Source organism: Sphingobium sp. DEHP117 (assembly GCF_030867385.1).
Taxonomy (GTDB): domain Bacteria; phylum Pseudomonadota; class Alphaproteobacteria; order Sphingomonadales; family Sphingomonadaceae; genus Sphingobium.
The window spans coordinates 775,754-793,627 of sequence record NZ_JAPFBJ010000002.1 but is presented as its reverse complement, the minus strand read 5'-3'; the positions used below and the strand labels follow the sequence as shown (position 1 = coordinate 793,627).

Here is a 17,874-nt window from a genome sequence, read left to right as displayed (position 1 = left end):
CCGCAACCGCTCTAGTCTCAGGCTCCCGGAATGTCTATGTGTGTCGCCCATGGCAAAGATAGCGTTTATCGGCCTTGGCGTCATGGGCGGACCCATAGCCGGGCACCTGGCAAAGGCGGGGCATCAGCTCACAGTGTTCAACCGCACGATGGCCAAGGCCTCTGCCTGGGTCGAGACCTATGGCGGCGCGCTCGGCGTTACGCCCGCGCAGGCGTCGCAGGATGCGGAGATCGTCATCAGCTGTGTCGGCAATGACGACGATCTTGCCGAAGTGACGATGGGGACCGAAGGCGTGTTCCGCACGATGGAGCGCGGGGCGCTGTTCATCGATCACACCACCGTTTCGGCCCGGATCGCGCGGCGGCTGTTCGAGGAAGGCGAAGGCCGGGGCTTTCACTGCGTCGATGCGCCGGTCTCCGGCGGGCAGGCGGGCGCGGAAAACGGCACGCTTTCAGTCATGTGCGGCGGCACCGAGCCTGCGGTGGCGGCCGCGCGTCTCGCGATGCAGAGCTATGCCGCGCGCGTCGTGCATGTCGGCCCGGCAGGCGCCGGGCAGACCACCAAGATGGTCAACCAGATCTGCATTGCCGGGGTGCTGCAAGGCCTTTCCGAAGCAGTGCGCTTTGCGCAGGCGGCAGGGCTGGACATGGACAAGGTGCTCGAAGCCGTCTCGGGCGGCGCGGCGCAAAGCTGGCAGATGAACAACCGCTGGGCGACGATGGCCAGGGGCGAGTTCGACTTCGGCTTCGCCATCGACTGGATGCGCAAAGACCTTGGCCTCGCGCTTGAGGAAGCGCGGGTCAATGGCTCCACCCTCCCCGTCACGGCGCTCGTCGATCAATTCTATGCCGAGGTGCAGGCGATGGGCGGCGGGCGGCAGGATACCAGCGCCCTCGTGCGGAGGCTGCCCGCCCAGTGACTTCCTCCCTCACGGCCCGTTTGCGCACGGCCTTTGCCACATTCCTTGCCTTGGCGCTGCTCGGCACCCCCGCCCTGGCGCGCAAAAAGGCGCCCCCCGCCCCGCCACCGGCCACCACCGGTCTGGTCGACAACATCAACGGCATCGCGGTCGGCGAACAGGGCGTCACGGTGCATTTCACTGGCCTGTTGATCGGTCAGGACGGCCGCGTCGAGCGCCGCCTCACCCGCGACGACAAGCGACCGGACACTCTTGCCTGGCGCTATGATGCGAAGGGCAGGACATTGATCCCGTCTTTCGTCGATGGCCACGCGCGTGTCATCGCCACCGGCCTGCGCCTGATGACGCTGGACTTGTCGGCCACGCGTTCGCTCGCGGAAGCGCAAGCGATGATCGCCGCCCATGCACGCGCCAATCCTGCAAAGAAATGGATCCTGGGCAGCGGCTGGGATGCTGCGCGCTGGGGCGCTGCGGCCCCTACCGCCGCCCAACTCGACGCCGCCGTGGCCGACACCCCGGCATGGCTGGAGAGCGCCGACGGTCGCACCGGCTGGGCCAACAGCGCGGCGCTGCGTCTGGCAGGCATGAAGGAAACCGGCGCACTCTCCGGCGCGGCCAAGCGCCAGATGGAGCGCGTCGTCCCGGCACCGAGCCCGAAGGACCGGGACATCGCGCTCGACAAGGCGCAGCGCTTCTTCTTGGAGCGCGGCATCTCGGCGGCGGCGGACATGGGCACGACGATCCTTGACTGGCAGGCCTATCGCCGCGCGGGCGACCGGGGGGCTTTGCGCCTGCGTATCATCGGCTATGCCGAAGGTATCGAGCATATGGCGACGATCGCGGGGCCTGCCCCCTCGCCCTGGCTCTATGACGATCGGCTGCGGCTCATCGGCGTGCATCTGCCGGTGGAAAACAATGCCGACGCCACCCGCCTCGGCAATCAGGCGAGCCGCGCGGCGATGGACAATTTCCAGATCGCGCTGACGCCGGAGGGCGAGCCGGCGTTGCAGAAGGCGGCCACGGTGATGCGCGAGCTGGCCGAGAGCTATCCGGGCGACCGGCGCTGGCGCACGGAACCAATCGACGCAGCCCTTCCCTCGTTCGCGCTCTTGGCGCAGCACGCCCGGCGCGAGGGTGCCATCGGCAACGCGCTGGCCACCCTGACAAGACGTGCCGCTCAATCCGCCTTTGCCGAGCAGCCTATCGGCGCGCTTTCCCCCGGCCAGTGGGCAGACTTTCTGCTGATCGACCGCGACATCGCCACGGCCACGCCGGATGAAATCGCCGCCACGCGCATTGTCGAGCACTGGATCGGCGGCAAATTGGTGTGGAAAAGCGAGGCGCCGTGACTTTGCGGCAAAAACGCCATTGCGCTTTAACCGTTGGCAAGGGATGTGCGGTTAGGGCGCAACAGGATGATTATGATGGAAAAGACTGATTCCGCAGCTGTGTCGGGCCAGCCGATCCGCATCGGACTGCTCTGGCATTCGGCCAGCTCCGGCAATCTCGGCGTGGGCGCGCTCACGGTCGGCAACATGACGCTCGCGCGCGAGGTGGCGGCGAGTATGGGGCTGAAGCCACATTTCGTCATCCTCAGCATGCGCGATGGCGATGCTCCGCTCGATCTGGGCGATGATGTCGAGATTTTCCGCATCGACACGCGCGCGATGCTTGCTCCCTCCGGTTTCTGGACGACGCTGGGGCGGCTGGACTGCGTGCTCGATATCGGCGCGGGAGACAGCTTCGCCGACATCTATGGCCCAAAGCGGTTCGCCTTTCTCTGGCTCAGTAAGATGCTCAGCATCGCGCGCAAGGTGCCGCTGGTGCTCTCGCCCCAAACGATCGGCCCGTTCACCAAGCCCGTTTATCGCGCTCTCGGAGCTGCCGCGATCCGGGGTAGCGCAGTCACCTTCGCGCGGGATGAACAATCCCTCGCCGTCACCCGCGAGATGGCGCCACGCGCGCGGGCAGAGCTCGCCGTCGATGTCGCGTTCGTCCTGCCGTTCGAGGATCGCTCGGCGGCGCGCGGCGGCGCGAAGATCCGCGTCGGCGTCAATGCCTCCGGCCTGCTCTTCCATCAGGCAGAGACCGGCGTGAACCGCTTTGGCCTCGGCTACGACTATGCGGCGTTCACGCGGGCGCTGCTCAGTGCCCTGTGCGCGCGGGAGGATGTGGCGGTTCATCTCGTCACCCACGCGACCAGCAACGGCGACCCGACCGACGATGACAGCCGCCTGGCGGACAGGCTGGCGCAGGAGTTTCCCTCCGCGATCCGCGTACCGAATTTCGCGACGCCATCTGACGCAAAAAGCTTCATTTCGAGCCTCGATTTCCTCGTTGCGGCGCGCATGCACGCCTGTATTGGCGCACTTTCTGCCGGAACTCCGGTCGTTCCGGTCGCCTACAGCCGCAAGTTTAGCGGCCTCTTCGGCCTGCTCGGCTATGACCATATCCTGCCGATGCAGTCTTTCAACGTGGAAAAAGCCGTGGACTTCGTGCTCGACCGCATAGCCCGCCGCACGGAACTGGCGCAGGCAGAAATGGCGGCAAACAGGAAGGTCAAGGACTTGCTGGACGTCTATCGCGCTGCCTTGAAACAGCTTTTTGCCCAAGCGGTATCACGCGCATGACACAGGGCCAGTCACCGACGCTGAAGCGCGTGCTCTCCGGCCAGCTGTGCAGCGGCTGCGGCCTGTGCGCGGGCGTCGCGCCTGATGCCGTGACGCTGGAAACCGTCGCGCCCGGCTATAGCCGCCCGCTCCAGACCGCGCCGGTTTCCGCCGATGCGGAGCGCGCCATCGCCACCGCCTGCCCCGGCGCGAAGGTTGCGCCGTGGACCGGCATCGCGCCCGACAGCCATGAATATTGGGGCCCGTGGCGCGGCATTCATACCGGCTTTGCGCTCGACCCGGATGTGCGCTTCGCAGGCTCCTCCGGCGGGGCTATCTCAGCGCTGCTCATTCACGCGCTCGGCACCGGGCAGGTCGAGCAGGTGCTGCATGTCACCGCCGATCCTGAAAAGCCCACGCGCAACATCGTCACGTTTTCGACCACGGCGGAGCAGGTCGTGCGCAATGCAGGGTCGCGCTACGCCGCCTCTTCGCCACTGCAGGACATCGGCCGCCTGCTTGATGAAGGCAAGCGCACAGCCTTTGTCGGCAAGCCCTGCGACGTGTCCGCCCTGCGCCAGCTCGCCACCGTCGATGCGCGCGTCAACGCCACCTTCCCGCTCATGCTCTCCTTCTTCTGCGGCGGCCTGCCCAGCCATGCGGGGGCGGACCGGATCGTCCGCGCCATGGGTCTGGAGCCTGAGAAGCTCGCCAGCTTTCGCTATCGCGGCAATGGCTGGCCCGGCATGGCCCGCGCCGAAACGACCGACGGGCGCAGCGCCGAGATGAGCTATGCTGCAAGCTGGGGCGGGCACCTTTCGAAAGAGGTGCAGTTCCGCTGCAAGATCTGCCCGGACGCCATCGGCGGCGTGGCGGACATCGCCTGCGCCGACGCCTGGTATGGCGACGATGACGGTTATCCCTCGTTTGAGGAGCAGGAGGGCCGCAGCCTGATCGTCAGCCGCACGGCTGCGGGAGAGCGGCTGCTCGGTGAGGCCATTGCTGCAGGCGGCCTGGAGATTGAGCCGCTCGATGCCGACCAGATCGATCGGATGCAGCCGGCGCAGGCACGCCGCAAGCGCCTTGTGCTGGCGCGCACTGCCTCGTGCCATGTCCTGCGCCAGCCGGTTCCGAAGATGGACGGGCTGGATGTCGGCAAGGCGGCCCGACGCGCGCGGCTCAAGGAGCAGCTCCACAACTTCCTCGGTACGCTGCGCCGGATTCTCATCAACCGGCGCTGACAAGCCGTTCAGGCCCGCTTAACCGCCAGCCGCGCAGCATTGTCCTTGGAGCATGAAGCGCTTTGGGTTAGCATGGCGCAAGGAGTAACCATGGCCGATCGATCCCCTGCCCGCCCCCGCGCCGGAAAAGCCCTGATCGCGGGCACGCTTGCCTCCGGCCTGGTGATGGCAGGTGCGCTGCTGGTTGCCGGGTCGCACGGCATGCTCGGGCATGTGGGCACCAAGCTCGCATCCGCAGTCGGCATCCGCCACGCGTTCGCGAGCACGCAGCGCGTCGTCACCTCGGCGGAGGAACTGCGCCGCGCGCTCGACACCGCGCCTGACGGCAGCACCATTGCCCTTGCTGCCGGGCATTACCCCTCGATCGGCATCGGCAACATCAAGAAGGCGGGAACGGTCACCGTGACATCGGCCGACCCTGATCGGCCAGCCGTTATCGGCCGCCTGCTTGTCCGCAACAGTGCGGGGCTGACCTTCCGCAACATCGAGCTGGCGGCGGACGCGTCGGCCGTCGTTGACCGGGTTGGCGCCCCGCGCAAACCGGTGCAGGACGATCAGGACGGGCCTGAGGAGGACGAAGCCCCCGCCGCGCGGAAAGGTGGGCAGAGTGCGGCCAACCGCTTCCCTTTCATGATCCTCCAAAGCGAGCGCATCACCTTTGACCGCATGAATATTCATGGCCCGGCCGACAATCTCGACGCCGCCTACAGGATCCCCGCGCTCATGGTGCGCGCCAGCCGCAAGGTCACGATCTCCAACTCTCGCTTCAGCGCGCTGCAACATGGCATTGCGATGCTTGAGTTGGACGGCATGAGGGTGCTCAACAACGAGTTCCATAACATCCGCACCGACGGCGTGCGTGGCGGCGAGGTCTCCAATCTGGAGGTCGCGGGCAATGTCTTCACGGACTTTCATCCGGCACCCAAAGATCACCCCGATGCCATCCAGCTCTGGTCCACGCCCAAGAACGGGATGATGACCAATATTCACATCCACGACAATCTGGTGGTGCGCGGCACCGGCTATCCCACCCAGGGCGTTTTCCTGCGCGATGTGAAGAACGGGCGGCCGTTTCAGAATGTCGTGATTGAGGGCAATCTGGTCATGGGCGGCCTATATAACGGCATCGCCATCAACGGCGTTCAGGGCGGGCGCATCACCGACAATGTCGTCCTCAACTATCCCGATCGCAAACATAGCTGGATCCGGGCGCAGAATTGCGGAGATATCGACATGCGCGGTAACCGGGCATCGCGCTATATCTTCGCCCCCGCCGTAGGCACGGATTCAGACAACAAGATGGATGCCGCATCGCCAAGGGACGAAGCCAAGCGTGTTAACCAGTGGCTGGATGCCAAGCCTGGCCGCCGCCGGGCGGACAGCATGCTTCAGGCACGGCTTACCGCCCCCAAAACTAAGTGAAAGAATTTTCAATAACCCGATGATAGGAGCTGGATATTGTACTGCCCGCCATCACACGGCATGACGGGCCAAGAGGAAGTATTTGAATGCCGCTATTGATCCATCCGGGGTTTCACAAGACAGGGACGACCTGGCTGCAGCAGCAGTTGTTCACCGACAGGCGGCATTTCCATATGATGTTCGACCATGTCGACATCGACCGGCTGTTCGTCAGCCCGCACGATCTTGATTTCTCAGCCGATGCAGCCACGGCGGAGGTGGACGCCCGCCGCAGCCCGCCCGATAGCGGCCTGATCGACGTCATTTCGTCGGAAACCCTCTGCGGCCAGATGTTTCTCGGCTCGCGCCTCAGCAAGGTGACGGCCCAACGGCTGGCCGACAGCTGCGGCCCGGCGAAGATTCTGTTCACCGTGCGCGGTCAGCTCTCCGCCACGCAGTCCATCTACATGCAGTATCTCAAACGCAGCGGGCGGCTTTCGATCGACGATTACCTCTCCTACCGGCCCGAGCCAGGCTATGACTGGTTCAATCCCTCTGTCGTCAGCTACGCCAAGCTGGCGCATTGCTATGGCGACCTGTTCGGACATGAGAACATCCTTGTTTTGCCACAGGAGCTGTTGGCAAAGGACCGGACGGCGTGGCTCGGCCATCTGTTTCGCTTCCTGCATGGCCCGGATTTTGCGGGTGATATCTCGCTGGATGATCGCCCACGCGAAGGCGTCAGCCCTCCGGTCAGCGGCATCCCCTTGCTGCGCGCGGCAAACATCTTCCGCGCGGGCACGATGAATCCCAATGCGATCCAGTCCCTGCGCTGGGTCGGTGCCGCGCTCAACAGCATCGCCTACCGCTGGAAGCTGGGGGACGAGGGTGCCCGCAAGCGCATGCGCGCGACGATCAAACGCCATCTCGGCGGCAAGTTCGGCGCGTCCAATCGCGCGCTCCAGCCCTATTGCCCAGTCGATCTGGCACAACTCGGCTACGAGATGGAATAGCGGCCCGGCCCTTTGTGGCTCAGTCCGTGATTTTGTCCAGATAGGCGGAGCGGCGCAACAGCTGCTTCTTCACTATGATCGGTCCAACGGCGCCCGCGAACATGAGTATCGGCAGGAAGACGAGGAAATTCGCGCCATCCCACGGCATCACAAGCAGCAGCACCCCTTTGGCGAGGCCGATGCCCACCGTGTTGAGCAGATAGATCACGAAACTGTACTGCCCGAGCGTTTCGAGCCAGCGGACCTTTTGTACTGAGGGCCGGCGGCACAGGCCGTGCAGCGCAGGGATTGAGGCCAACCCGCAGGCTATGATCGAGAGATTATAGATGCCGGCGAAGCGCGTTGCCACGATAACGACCGCGAAGAGCAGCAACCACAGCCACAGTCCACGGTCTACGAGCCTCCCCCAGCCCTCGCGGTGCGCGACCACGATCCCGCCGAAGAAGAAATAGGGAAGGTAGAGAAAGAAGCGGTCGAGATAGAGTACGGGAATGACCGGCAGCACGCTGAGCGGCAGCGCGATCACGAACCAGATCAGCGGCGATTTGACAACGCGCATGGCGATGACCGCAAACAGCGTCATCTCGAACAGCACGAACACGTACCAGACGGACTTTGCCGCGCTCTGGCTCGTGTTCCAGAACAGGTTTACCAGATCCGTCGCGATGTTGGGCGCGATATTGTCGACATGGATGAACGCGCTGGCCACATGCTTGCCAACGACGATGAAAAGACCGAACAGCGCGAACGGCACCAACAGGCGCTCGGCCCGACGCGCGACGAAGGTTGACAGACCCTGCCACGCCTTGATGTGCGAGCCGGTGTAGAAAAAGATAAAGCCGCTCAGATAAATGAAAAAGGGCATGTGAAAGGCGTAAAGCGCGGTGCGCATCACCTCGTACCAGCCATTACCTGCCGGCGGTCGGCCGGTTACGATATGCCCTAGCACGACCAGAAAGATTCCCAGACCCTTGGCGATCGTAATATCATGAAGATAACCGCGTGCAGCCGGAGCGGCACCGACCGCGCTTTGGGACGAACCGTTTCTATCCGCCGCAAGGTTGGTCAAGCTTAGTGTCCTCGTTCGTATCGCCAAGCGCGGGAGAGCGTTGTATAGCCATGGCGTTATCGGGCAAAACGGTTAAATGCAATTAAACAGGGCGGAAGCGCGCCGTTGCGCCGGGCGAGTTCAAAGGGCTGGGTATGTTGGGTAGATTTATACCAAAAAAACGCGCGGGAACGGGCCAGGCACCGGCCGCAGGAAACGCTGTTCTGGCGCGCTATCACCAGAATAGCCTGTCGCCCAAGGCGCGGCGGCGGCTGCTCTATGGCTTCGTCTTCGTCAACTTCATCCTCGGCTTTTTCTTTTCGGTCTTGCCAGAGCAGTCCAAGGCCATGATGACAATTCCGCTCTTTGTCATGGCAGCCCTGATCGTCTGGCTGCTGCCCGAAACCGGAAAACCGCCGACGAATTTTCTCGCGAAGATGTTTTTCTGCTATTTTGTCGCACTGGTCCTGTGGCCCTATTATCTGGCCATTCAGCTGCCTGGCGCGCCCTTGATCGAAATCCGGCGAACGTTTCTGTTTCTCGGCATTCTGACTATGCTCGTCAGCATCTCGGTATCGTCCAAGTTCATCCGCGAAATGAAGGACATCATCGGTGCGGAGCCGGTTTTCTTCAAGATTCTGATGGGCCTGGTCATCGCACAGACCATTTCTGTCATCGATTCCAACGACGTCTCAAGCGCGTTTAGCGCGTATATGCGCATCCAGCTGGCCTGCACCGGCGCTCTTTTTATGGCGATTTATGTTCTTTCTAAGCCGGGTCGGGTCCTGTTCTTCGCAAACATGATCCGTATCGTCGCTGTCATCCTCGCCATCATCGCGGTCCTCGAATATGAAAATCAAGGCATCTTGTGGGCTCACCACATTCCGTCGTTCCTGCAGGTCGACGATCCGGCGATGACCAACCTGCTTGATTCCGCGTTCCGTGCTGGCGACTATCGTGTGGTGGGTACCTTCTCGGTCCCGCTCTGCTATGCCGAGTTCATGGCGCTGACCTTGCCGTTTTTCCTGCATTATATGCTGTTCGGGGAAAAGCGCGGATACAAGATCATCCTGCTGATCTGCGACGCGCTCGTCATCAACGCCATATTCCTGACTCAGGCCCGCGTCGGCATCGTCGGGATCATGGTGACGCACGGCATCTACGGCTTCATCTGGTCGATCCGCTTCTGGCGCACTCACAAAGACAGCCTGTTTGGCCCGGCGCTAGCCCTGTCATATCCAGTTGGTCTGACGGTATTCGCGCTGGCGATGATTTTCATTGGTCGCCTGCGCGGGCTGTGGATGGGCGGCGCAACTGAGGGAGCGAGCACGCTCGGTCGTTTTGCGCAGGCGGAGGCATTTCCCCCGGTCTTCATTCAGAAACCTCTGTTCGGCTATGGTCCGGCGCAGGGCGCGAAGGCGCTGAACTTTCGCAACCCGGCGGGCGAGCTGTCGATCGACAGCGGGCTGCTCAATATCCCGCTCTGCTATGGCGCGGTGGGCGCGGTCTTCTACTTCGGCATGTTCATTTTCATGCTGATCATGGGCATGAAGCTGGCCTTCAACGCGCGCGACCGCGAGATAGCCTATGCTATGCCGGCCGCCGTCGCCGTCTCCTTCTGGCTGGTGTCCCGCATCGTGCTCGCGCAGGAAGACAACGCCTCGTTCATGTACATGATGTTGGCCATGCTGGTCGCACTGTCTTATCAACAGAAAAAGATGGCCGCTACCGACACTGGAAGCGAGCGGATCCTGATGCCTTCGGCCGCACCCCTACCTGCATAGAAAATCCCCTGCCAAACCAGAGTTAGGCAGGGGACGAGGTTCGCCCGAGGGAACGGAACTCAGATCACGAAATCGGTGGCGGACAATTTGGTGACATTGTCGACCTTGATGGCGAAGTCAGCCTTGCCGTCGCCGTTGACGTCGCCTTCCACGATCGCGCTGCCGTTGACGACCGTATAGTGCAGCTCGCCAACCTTGTTGTGGAAACCCTGCGTGCCGATGAAGGTGAAGCGCCCACCGCCCGGATAGATCTGCTTCAGGTCGATCTTGTCTGCGCCACAGGTAAAATCGGTTATCTCGTCAAACGAATATGCTGCAACGTCCGCGGCGTAAAATCGAAAGATGTCCGAGCCGGCACCTCCTGTCATCACGTCGTTTCCGGCACCGCCGAGCAGAAGATCGTTACCGATTCCGCCATCGAGGATGTCGTTGCCGACGCCGCCGTCGAGCTTGTCGTCTCCCGCTTCACCGAACAGGCTGTCATTGCCGATTTCGCCGCGCAAGGAGTCGATACCGGTCCCGCCATAGATGACGTCATCACCGTCACGGCCCTGGATGTTGTCGTTGCCATCCATGCCATAGACGGTATCATCGCCCATGGACCCGGTGATGGTGTTGTTCAGGTCGTTGCCGACGCCGATAAGATCGCCTGTTTCGAGCCGCAAATTCTCGACATTCGCTGCCAGGGTATAGTCGACGAAGGTGCGTACCGTATCGCACCCTGCCCCGGCACCCTCGACCACCGTCGCGGTTTGCGACCGGATGAAATAGGTGTCGTCACCATTGCCGCCATTGAGCTGATGGTTGAAATATTTACCGCCATCAATGGAGTCATTGCCGTCACCTGCATTTACAACCGAGTCATTGGTGGACGACGCGAAGAGACGATCTGCTCCGGCAGTACCGTCTATGGTGACGACTTGCGCGCGCAGCGCCGTCGCTGCGGCGAGATTGGCAGCCGTGAGGCCCAGCGCGTCCATCCACAAGCTGTCGGAGCCAGCCCAGTGACCCGAGAAGCCCCAGTGGCTCGCCAACCAGTTGCTGACGTAGCTCATGCCCAGGTCGAACACAGGTGCGATCTGAACATTGCCATTTGTGCCGGCGGCATTCAGCTGCTGCGCTACAAAGGCGGTCGCCTGATTGTTACTGACCGTGACGTTGGTGGAGTTGTTGGTGCGGATCCAGCTTTGTTCGCCCACAAAACCCGCCACCGTGTTGTTGGCGATGGTAGCACCATCGGCATGCTCGACCGAGATGCCGTTGTAGCGCGCGCCGACGATCATGTTGCCGGTGATGTTGAGGTTCTTGAACGGCAGGTTGCCGATGATGTCACGCATGAAGATGCCTTGGATCGGCGCTCCATTACCGCGCACGACAAGGTTGTCCGTAATATTGATGTTCGTCGCCGAGGTGCTGGTGTTGTTCGTCCAGAGCTGGATCGCATCCGGGTGGTCCAGCGGCGCCGGGTGGAAGTTTGTGAAGGTGTTCTGCGTGACGGTAAGATCAGAGTTGCCACCGCCGCGTACGCCATCCATGCGCAGGTCATGGACATAGTTATTGGCGATGGTGAGCCCTTTGTTGTCCAGCATCGAGATGCCGGTATAGCCGTGGAAGAATTCTGAATCCTTCACCGTCACATTGCTGCTGCTCCGCACCATCATCAGCGCGACTTCGTTGCCGGAGCCGATGTTGTTGGGGCCATGCACCTTGAGGTGATCGAGCACGATGTTGGAAGACCCGAGCACCTGAAACGCGAAGTTCTTGCCTGCAACCGGGTTGCTGAGGTCGAGATTCTTGAGGGTGAGTCCGCTGCTGCCCTTAACGGTCAGGTCAGACAGCACCGCCTGCTTGAGGGGATCGGCAGAGGTAATGGTTACATTGCCCGCGATCTTGATGTTGCTCAGGACGACGTTGGAATAATTGCCAGACGCGAGCTGAATCACGTCGCCATTCTGCGCTTTTGATAATGCTGCGGTGAGCTGGCTCACCGAGTTCACGTTAATAACAGCCACTAAAATGCCTCCCGCCGATTGCGACCACATCAGCTTGGCGATGTGCGCAGAAGTTCGAATGAAGACGTTTTTAACGATCCGCTATTTCGCGCGAGCTACCGCCAATGGTTAAGACCAAACACACTATATAAAATTTGGGACGGAGCTCCGAAGCCGCTCCGTCCACCATTCATAGCATTGAATTTAGGCATTATTCCTCCGCGCCCAGCTCAGCTTCCTACAAAGATGAAGCGCCGCAGGGCGGCGGCGATGGAGGCAATAATCGCTAAAGTATGAAGTCGCTCACGCTGAGCGCGTGAACATCGCGTAAGGAAAAGTCCAGATCCGCGAAGCCGTCTCCATCGAGATCGACCATCACCGCAACACCGTTCTTGCTGTCCACATAGCGCACCTCTCCGGCAGTGCCGGTGAAGGCTGCCGTATCGATGAAGTGGAATGTCGGGGCAGGTTGATTAGCCGCGCCAACGCGCGCATCGGCAAGCACGATCTTGTCAACGCCAGCCTCAAACCCCCGAACGATGATATCGTCCTTGTTGTGCTGACCGGTAACGGCGACCTGTATATGATCGACGCCCTGAGCCGCATCGACGACACCCGGCGCGGCAACGATGATGTTGGCCGGCTCGGTATCCGCTTCATCGTCGGCAACTTCCGTATCTGCGACGAGGCCCGCATCGTCCGCATCCAATGCGCTCCCATCGCCGAAGTCGGCAGGAGCAACGCCGTCATCAGCAACATTGCCGTGCTGCAAAGGAGATGCGTCCACAGGCAGGAGAGCGGAATCCGCCGTTCCGCCAGTATCGCCAGTCCCGGTATCGGGTATCGACCCCACATCACCATGGTCTACCGGAACGCTAGCATCAGCCGCTACCAGCGCAGCCTCTCCCTTACCCGCCGAGAGCTGCATCGCATTCGTCAGCAGCAGGGTATCGTCGCTGGCACCGGTATCGAGATCGGTTGTAGCGGCAAGTGAAAGTGCAGCGGCCATTTTGGCTGCGCCCGTGGGAAGCGGAGCGGGAACGCCACCGCCGCCGCCAAGGTGAAACATCGCTGCCAAGGCCTTGGGATCCACCAGCTTCCAGGCGGAAGCAAATGCCGAATGCTGACCGAGCCATGTCGCGGCCATCGCCACACCATTATCGGTGACCGAAGGAATAACAGTGTTTCCGTTTGTGCCGACGATCGGCTTGAGCGCGTTGAAGAACAAGGTGGACAGGTTATTCGCTACCGAAACCGCGCTGGAGTTCGACATCTGGATGCCTGACTTCGCGTCGGCAAATCCCTGGACGACGTTGTTCGCGACTGTGCCGCCCTTGACGCCGTTGAGCGCGATGCCATTGCCGCGCGCGCCCTCGATCAGGTTGTGCGTCACGGTAACGTTGTTGAACGGCAGGCTGCCGGTAATGTCGCGCAGGAAGATGCCCTGGATCTGGGTTCCTGTGCCACGCATAACGACATTCTGATCGATCAGGATGTTGCTGGAAGACTGGCTGGTGTTCGCCGTCCACAGCTGGATTGCATCCGGGTGATCGGCCGGTTGCGGATGGAAATTGGTGAACATGTTGGCGCGGATGATAAGATCGGAATTGCCACCACCGCGCACACCGTCGGTGCGCAGGTCATGGAAATAATTGTCCTCGATCCGCACCTGCTTGTTGTTCAGCATGCTGATGCCGTGCCAGCCGTTCGAGAACTCGCTGTTCACAACCTGAACATTGCTGCTGCTTCGGATCATCATCAGACGGGTGTTCATGGCGGCAGCGGTATTAGGCGCGCCATGGACATTGAGATTATCCAGCACAATGTTCGACGACCCCTGCACCTGAAAGGCGAGGTCGACATTCTTTGTGTTTGCGAGTTCGAGGCCCTGAACCTTGATGCCCTTGCTTCCGGTGATCATCAGATCCGTCAGCACCGCCGGCTTGAGCGGATCCGCCGACGTGATCGTCACCCCGGTGGTGAAAGAAAGGCCCTTCAACGCGACATTGCTATATGTACCAGCGGCAAGCTTGATGACATCGCCGTTGGAGGCTTTCGCCAATGCCCCAATCAGGGCTTGAGAAGAATTTACTGTTACGACCGCCACACCTTATAACTCCAGTTATGCAGAAGTTGCCGCCCGGACCTGATCCAGCCCTGCATTAGGCGTGAATCGAGACCGCCAGAACTGGCTCCCGCCTAGACGCACCGCTTTGCCCCAAAGCTGCGCCCCTATTATGTGTGTACCCATCCCGTCGGCCCCGCCGACCTGACAATCCACACCCCGCTTTCCCCAGCGCTGACCTGCCCAAAGCCAGCCGACCGTCCTGTTGCATTTACGCAACGGCGTTAACCATTTTCCGGTCGACCCGCAATATGACGGAAATCCCTACAATTTATGGCTAAAGCGACGAAATGCCGGATTGACGCCATGAAATGTGTAAAATCGTGCAACCGTATCAATTCGGGACGGTTTTTTAGGTGTTATAGGGGGTTTTCGTTCAAAAACAGGACAGCTGAAGGTTAAGATTTTTTCGGAGCGCGTGGCGGAATCCACCAAGCCGTCATTTACGCTCGAGGGTAAATTTCGAAAGATTCTCCTTCTCCCCATATCCTTGGGCTGATAGTAAGACGCGAAAGCCCGCACCGAACCTATGAAACTGCCGATCACAAGCGATGAGGCGCAACGCGCTACAAGAGATATGCGCCCCGCTGCCGGCGGTCTGGCGGCGATTTCGTTTGTCATCGCGCTCTTTCCACTGGCGGTCGCGCTATACATCCTGCTTCTGTTCGATGTCGCCATACCGGGCCGGAGCATCGGCACGCTGGTCGGCGTTTCGCTGCTGATGCTCGCACTGATAGGGGTGCATGCCTATTTCCGGTTCCTGCGACGCCGCATACTAGGACATGTGCAGGGGATTATCCTCACCCACATGTTGCCCCGGCTCGACGAGGTTTCCGCGCAGCTGAGCGAGCAGAGCACGCTGGGCCAGGGCGACGGCGATCAGGCAGTGCGTGACCTCGACGCGGTGTCGGGCTTTCTCAAGTCACCGCTGGCAAGCGCGTGGCTCGATATCGGCGCGCTGCCCATTCTCCTTTTTGTCATGTTGTTCCTCCATGGCTGGCTTGCGCTCTCGCTGTTGCTGTTCGCTGGCGGCCTGCTGTTCCTGCTCTGGCGGACGGTGAGCCAGCTGGAGCAGCCGCTGCGCGACGTGGTGCCCCTGCTCGCGCGCAGGCAGGCGGTGTCGGCGCTCGGTCGTTCGCACAGCGACATCATCCGGGGCCTGGGCATGAAGGGGCACGCGCGGCGGGTGTGGCAACTCATCAATGCTTCGTTGAGCCGGGTGACAGAGCGCGCGGTGAGGGTCCATCTGCAAAAAGCGAGCATCGCCCGCGCGCTGCTGTTCGCTGCGACCGGCATGGCCCTCGCCATCGGCGCGGCGCTGACGATCAACGACAAGGCCAGCCCGGCCGTCACCTTCGCCGCCGCAGCCCTCACCTGGCTGGCGCTGGAGCCGCTGGTGAATGCGGTCGCAGGCGCGCACCAATTCGTCGGCGCGCGTCAGGGATGGACACGCATGGACGCGCTGCTCCGCGCGGTGATGCCGCCCGTTGCCCCTGTGCGCCTGCCACCTCCCAGCCGCAAGCTCGATTGCGAGAACATCGCCGTCGGTTATTCCGGCCTGCGCAGACCGGTCGTGCAGAACGTGCAGTTCACGCTCAATGCGGGCGAGGTGCTGGCGATCGTCGGGCCGGCAGCCTGCGGGAAATCGACGCTCTTGCGTGCCATCGCGGGCACGATCCCGCTGGCTCGCGGCAAAATCAGGCTGGACGACGCCGCGCTCGATCAATGGGGCGAGGACGCGCTGGGTCCGCACATTGGCTATATGCCGCAGTCGGTGCAGCTCATTGAAGGTTCTGTGGCTGATAATATCGGCCGGTTCGATCCCGAGGCCGACCCGAAGAATGTCGTTGCGGCGGGGCAGGCAGCCTGTGCGCACGAGATGATCGTGAAGCTGCCCGAAGGCTATAACACCCTGGTCGGCTCGAACGGCTCGCGCCTGTCCCACTCCCAGGCCCAGCGGATCGCGCTCGCCCGCGCTCTGTATGGCGAGCCGCTGCTGCTCGCGCTCGACGAACCGACCGCGCAGGTCGACCTTGCCGGGGAGCAGATGTTCACGCAGAGCATCGAAGCCGCACGCAAGCGAGGGGCGATCGCCATCCTGGCTGGCAACGCCAACAGCCTCGTGCAGGTCGCGACCCACATCCTCGTGCTGCGTGAGGGCGCGATGCTTGATTTCGGCCCCAAGGAAGAGGTGCGCCAGCGCATGGCCGAGCGACGCAAACGCATCAAGGTGGAGCAGGAAGCAGCAGCCCGCGCTCAGCCCGGCACCGCGTCAGATACATCCCAAAACCCCGTCAGCGAACCGGAAACCTCTTCATGAGCTACCAGCTTCCCGCGACCGTCAGCACCGGTACGGATCTTGTTCCCGTGATCGAGGATCCGCAGGAGGGCCTGCGCCGCAGTTTCCGCGCCGGATTGATCACGATCGGACTGCTCTTCTTTGGACTGTTCGCGCTCGCGGCGTTGATCGGCACACAGGGCGCCGTGGTCGGCACCGGCGAGGTGACGGTCGAATCGCGGGTCAAGAAGATCGCGCATCCGACGGGCGGCGTCATTGCGGCGGTGCTGGTGCGCGAGGGGCAGCGCGTGAAGAAGGGCGACGTGCTGATGCGCCTCGACGACACAGTGACGGGAGCGAGCGCCAGCGCCTCGGGCGAAACCTTCGAGCAGCTTACCGCCGCCGCCGCGCGGCTGACGGCGGAGCGCGACGGCGCGCCCTCGATCAGCTTCCCGCCCTCGCTCACGCAGAATCCCACTCCGGCCAAGCAGGAAGCGATGGCAGAAGCGCAGCGCCTGTTCGTGTTGCGCCGCCAGCTTCAGCAGAACCAGCTTGCGCAGATTACCGAGCGCGTCCGGCAGACAGAGCAGCAGATCGGCTCGCTTTCTGCTCAGATGAACGCCGCCCAGCGTCAGGCCGATCTGGTGAAGCCGGAACTCGAAGGCCTGCGCTCGCTGCGTGACCGCCAGCTCGTCACCGTCAACCGCCTCAACCAGATCGAGCGCACGGCAGTCGAGCTTCAGGGCGCGGTCGCTTCTTACGGCGCGCAGATCGCCCAGGCGCGCGCGCGGATTGCGGAAATCCGCCAGTCCGGCATCCAGATGGTGCAGGACATGCGCAATCAGGCGGGCATAGAGCTGGTCGACGTAGAATCGCGGCTCAACGATTCGCGCATCCGCTCTGCCTCCGCTACCGACGCCTATAACCGCAGCCTCGTGCGCGCGCCCTACAGCGGCGTGGTAGCCAAGCTGGCTTACTCGACCGTGGGCGGCGTGCTCCCGCCGATGGAAACGGTGATGGAAATCGTCCCGACGCAGGACGCGCTTACCGTCGAGGCGCGGGTAAGCCCCGTTGATATCGACCAGCTCAGCGTAGGACAGCGCGCAACCTTGCGCTTCTCCGCCTTCAATGCGCAGACCACACCGCAGTTGAACGGCACGCTGGAAACAATCTCGGCAGAACGCATCACCGAACCGCAGACCGGCCAGAGCTATTACAAGATCATGGTCGACGTGAGCGAGCAGGAGCGCAAGCGGCTCGGCAATCTCAAGCTGGTGCCCGGCATGCCGGTGGAGGTCTTCGTGCAGACGCGCGAGCGTTCCCTGCTCTCTTATCTCACCAAGCCGCTGCGAGACCAGTTCAGCCGCGCTTTCCGCGAAAATTGATCCATATTCGATCAAAAAAATAAAGAGCAGCACTACAGTCTTTAAGTAAAATCTGATAATATATCCACACTCTGCTCAAT

The 17,874-nt window shown here is 62.0% G+C and carries 12 protein-coding genes; 9 read left to right on the top strand and 3 right to left on the bottom strand.

Annotated features, from left to right (window positions below):
* The first annotated feature begins 49 nt into the window (after positions 1-49).
* The 6 genes from OOT33_RS10895 to OOT33_RS10870 all read left to right on the top strand — a co-directional run bounded on the left by OOT33_RS10895 (position 50) and on the right by OOT33_RS10870 (position 7,183).
* The gene (locus OOT33_RS10895) at positions 50-919 is read left to right on the top strand and encodes an NAD(P)-binding domain-containing protein (RefSeq protein ID WP_307750050.1); all 870 of its coding nucleotides are present in this window, start codon (positions 50-52) and stop codon (positions 917-919) included.
* Positions 916-2,268: an amidohydrolase family protein gene (locus OOT33_RS10890; protein WP_307750049.1), complete on the top strand. Its 1,353-nt coding sequence runs from the start codon at positions 916-918 to the stop codon at positions 2,266-2,268. Before OOT33_RS10895 ends, OOT33_RS10890 begins: the two co-directional genes overlap by 4 nt.
* Positions 2,269-2,343: 75 nt before the next feature.
* Complete coding sequence (locus OOT33_RS10885) at positions 2,344-3,549, top strand: polysaccharide pyruvyl transferase family protein (RefSeq protein ID WP_307750048.1); 1,206 nt, start codon at positions 2,344-2,346, stop codon at positions 3,547-3,549.
* On the top strand, positions 3,546-4,769 hold the full coding sequence (locus OOT33_RS10880; RefSeq protein WP_307750047.1) for a Coenzyme F420 hydrogenase/dehydrogenase, beta subunit C-terminal domain: 1,224 nt from the start codon (positions 3,546-3,548) through the stop codon (positions 4,767-4,769). The genes OOT33_RS10885 and OOT33_RS10880 overlap by 4 nt, the downstream gene beginning before the upstream one ends.
* A 90-nt stretch (positions 4,770-4,859) precedes the next feature.
* Positions 4,860-6,191 carry a right-handed parallel beta-helix repeat-containing protein gene (locus OOT33_RS10875; protein ID WP_307750046.1) on the top strand — a complete coding sequence of 444 codons (1,332 nt, stop codon included), beginning with the start codon at positions 4,860-4,862 and terminating at the stop codon, positions 6,189-6,191.
* Between the two features lie 86 nt (positions 6,192-6,277).
* Positions 6,278-7,183 (top strand): hypothetical protein, encoded by a 906-nt coding sequence (locus OOT33_RS10870; RefSeq protein ID WP_307750045.1) that lies wholly within the window; start codon positions 6,278-6,280, stop codon positions 7,181-7,183.
* 19 nt (positions 7,184-7,202) lie between these two features.
* Here the strand turns inward: OOT33_RS10870 and OOT33_RS10865 are convergent, their stop codons facing one another.
* Positions 7,203-8,252: an acyltransferase family protein gene (locus OOT33_RS10865; protein ID WP_307750044.1), complete on the bottom strand. Its 1,050-nt coding sequence runs from the start codon at positions 8,250-8,252 to the stop codon at positions 7,203-7,205.
* A 575-nt stretch (positions 8,253-8,827) separates the two neighbouring features.
* Here OOT33_RS10865 and OOT33_RS10860 point away from each other — a divergent pair.
* On the top strand, positions 8,828-10,015 hold the full coding sequence (locus tag OOT33_RS10860) for an O-antigen ligase family protein (protein WP_307750043.1): 1,188 nt from the start codon (positions 8,828-8,830) through the stop codon (positions 10,013-10,015).
* A gap of 59 nt (positions 10,016-10,074) precedes the next feature.
* Here the strand turns inward: OOT33_RS10860 and OOT33_RS10855 are convergent, their stop codons facing one another.
* Both OOT33_RS10855 and OOT33_RS10850 read right to left on the bottom strand, forming a co-directional pair.
* Positions 10,075-12,027: a right-handed parallel beta-helix repeat-containing protein gene (locus OOT33_RS10855; RefSeq protein ID WP_307750042.1), complete on the bottom strand. Its 1,953-nt coding sequence runs from the start codon at positions 12,025-12,027 to the stop codon at positions 10,075-10,077.
* A 265-nt stretch (positions 12,028-12,292) separates the two neighbouring features.
* Positions 12,293-14,068, bottom strand: a complete 1,776-nt coding sequence (locus tag OOT33_RS10850) for a right-handed parallel beta-helix repeat-containing protein (protein WP_307750041.1) — start codon at positions 14,066-14,068, stop codon at positions 12,293-12,295.
* A 640-nt stretch (positions 14,069-14,708) separates the two neighbouring features.
* Between OOT33_RS10850 and OOT33_RS10845 the strand changes: the two genes are divergently transcribed.
* Both OOT33_RS10845 and OOT33_RS10840 read left to right on the top strand, forming a co-directional pair.
* A complete protein-coding gene (locus OOT33_RS10845) occupies positions 14,709-16,451 on the top strand; it encodes an ATP-binding cassette domain-containing protein (RefSeq protein ID WP_307750040.1) in 1,743 nt (580 codons plus the stop codon).
* A complete protein-coding gene (locus tag OOT33_RS10840) occupies positions 16,448-17,794 on the top strand; it encodes an HlyD family type I secretion periplasmic adaptor subunit (RefSeq protein WP_307750039.1) in 1,347 nt (448 codons plus the stop codon). Before OOT33_RS10845 ends, OOT33_RS10840 begins: the two co-directional genes overlap by 4 nt.
* Positions 17,795-17,874 lie beyond the last annotated feature (80 nt).

What these genes read in the sequence shown, in the direction of transcription:
- OOT33_RS10895 (WP_307750050.1), top strand. Translation starts at nt 50, where the DNA reads ATGGCAAAGATAGCGTTTATCGGCCTTGGCGTCATGGGCGGACCCATA.
- OOT33_RS10885 (WP_307750048.1), top strand. Translation starts at nt 2,344, where the DNA reads ATGGAAAAGACTGATTCCGCAGCTGTGTCGGGCCAGCCGATCCGCATC.
- OOT33_RS10880 (WP_307750047.1), top strand. Translation starts at nt 3,546, where the DNA reads ATGACACAGGGCCAGTCACCGACGCTGAAGCGCGTGCTCTCCGGCCAG.
- OOT33_RS10875 (WP_307750046.1), top strand. Translation starts at nt 4,860, where the DNA reads ATGGCCGATCGATCCCCTGCCCGCCCCCGCGCCGGAAAAGCCCTGATC.
- OOT33_RS10870 (WP_307750045.1), top strand. Translation starts at nt 6,278, where the DNA reads ATGCCGCTATTGATCCATCCGGGGTTTCACAAGACAGGGACGACCTGG.
- OOT33_RS10860 (WP_307750043.1), top strand. Translation starts at nt 8,828, where the DNA reads ATGAAGGACATCATCGGTGCGGAGCCGGTTTTCTTCAAGATTCTGATG.
- OOT33_RS10845 (WP_307750040.1), top strand. Translation starts at nt 14,709, where the DNA reads ATGCGCCCCGCTGCCGGCGGTCTGGCGGCGATTTCGTTTGTCATCGCG.
- OOT33_RS10840 (WP_307750039.1), top strand. Translation starts at nt 16,448, where the DNA reads ATGAGCTACCAGCTTCCCGCGACCGTCAGCACCGGTACGGATCTTGTT.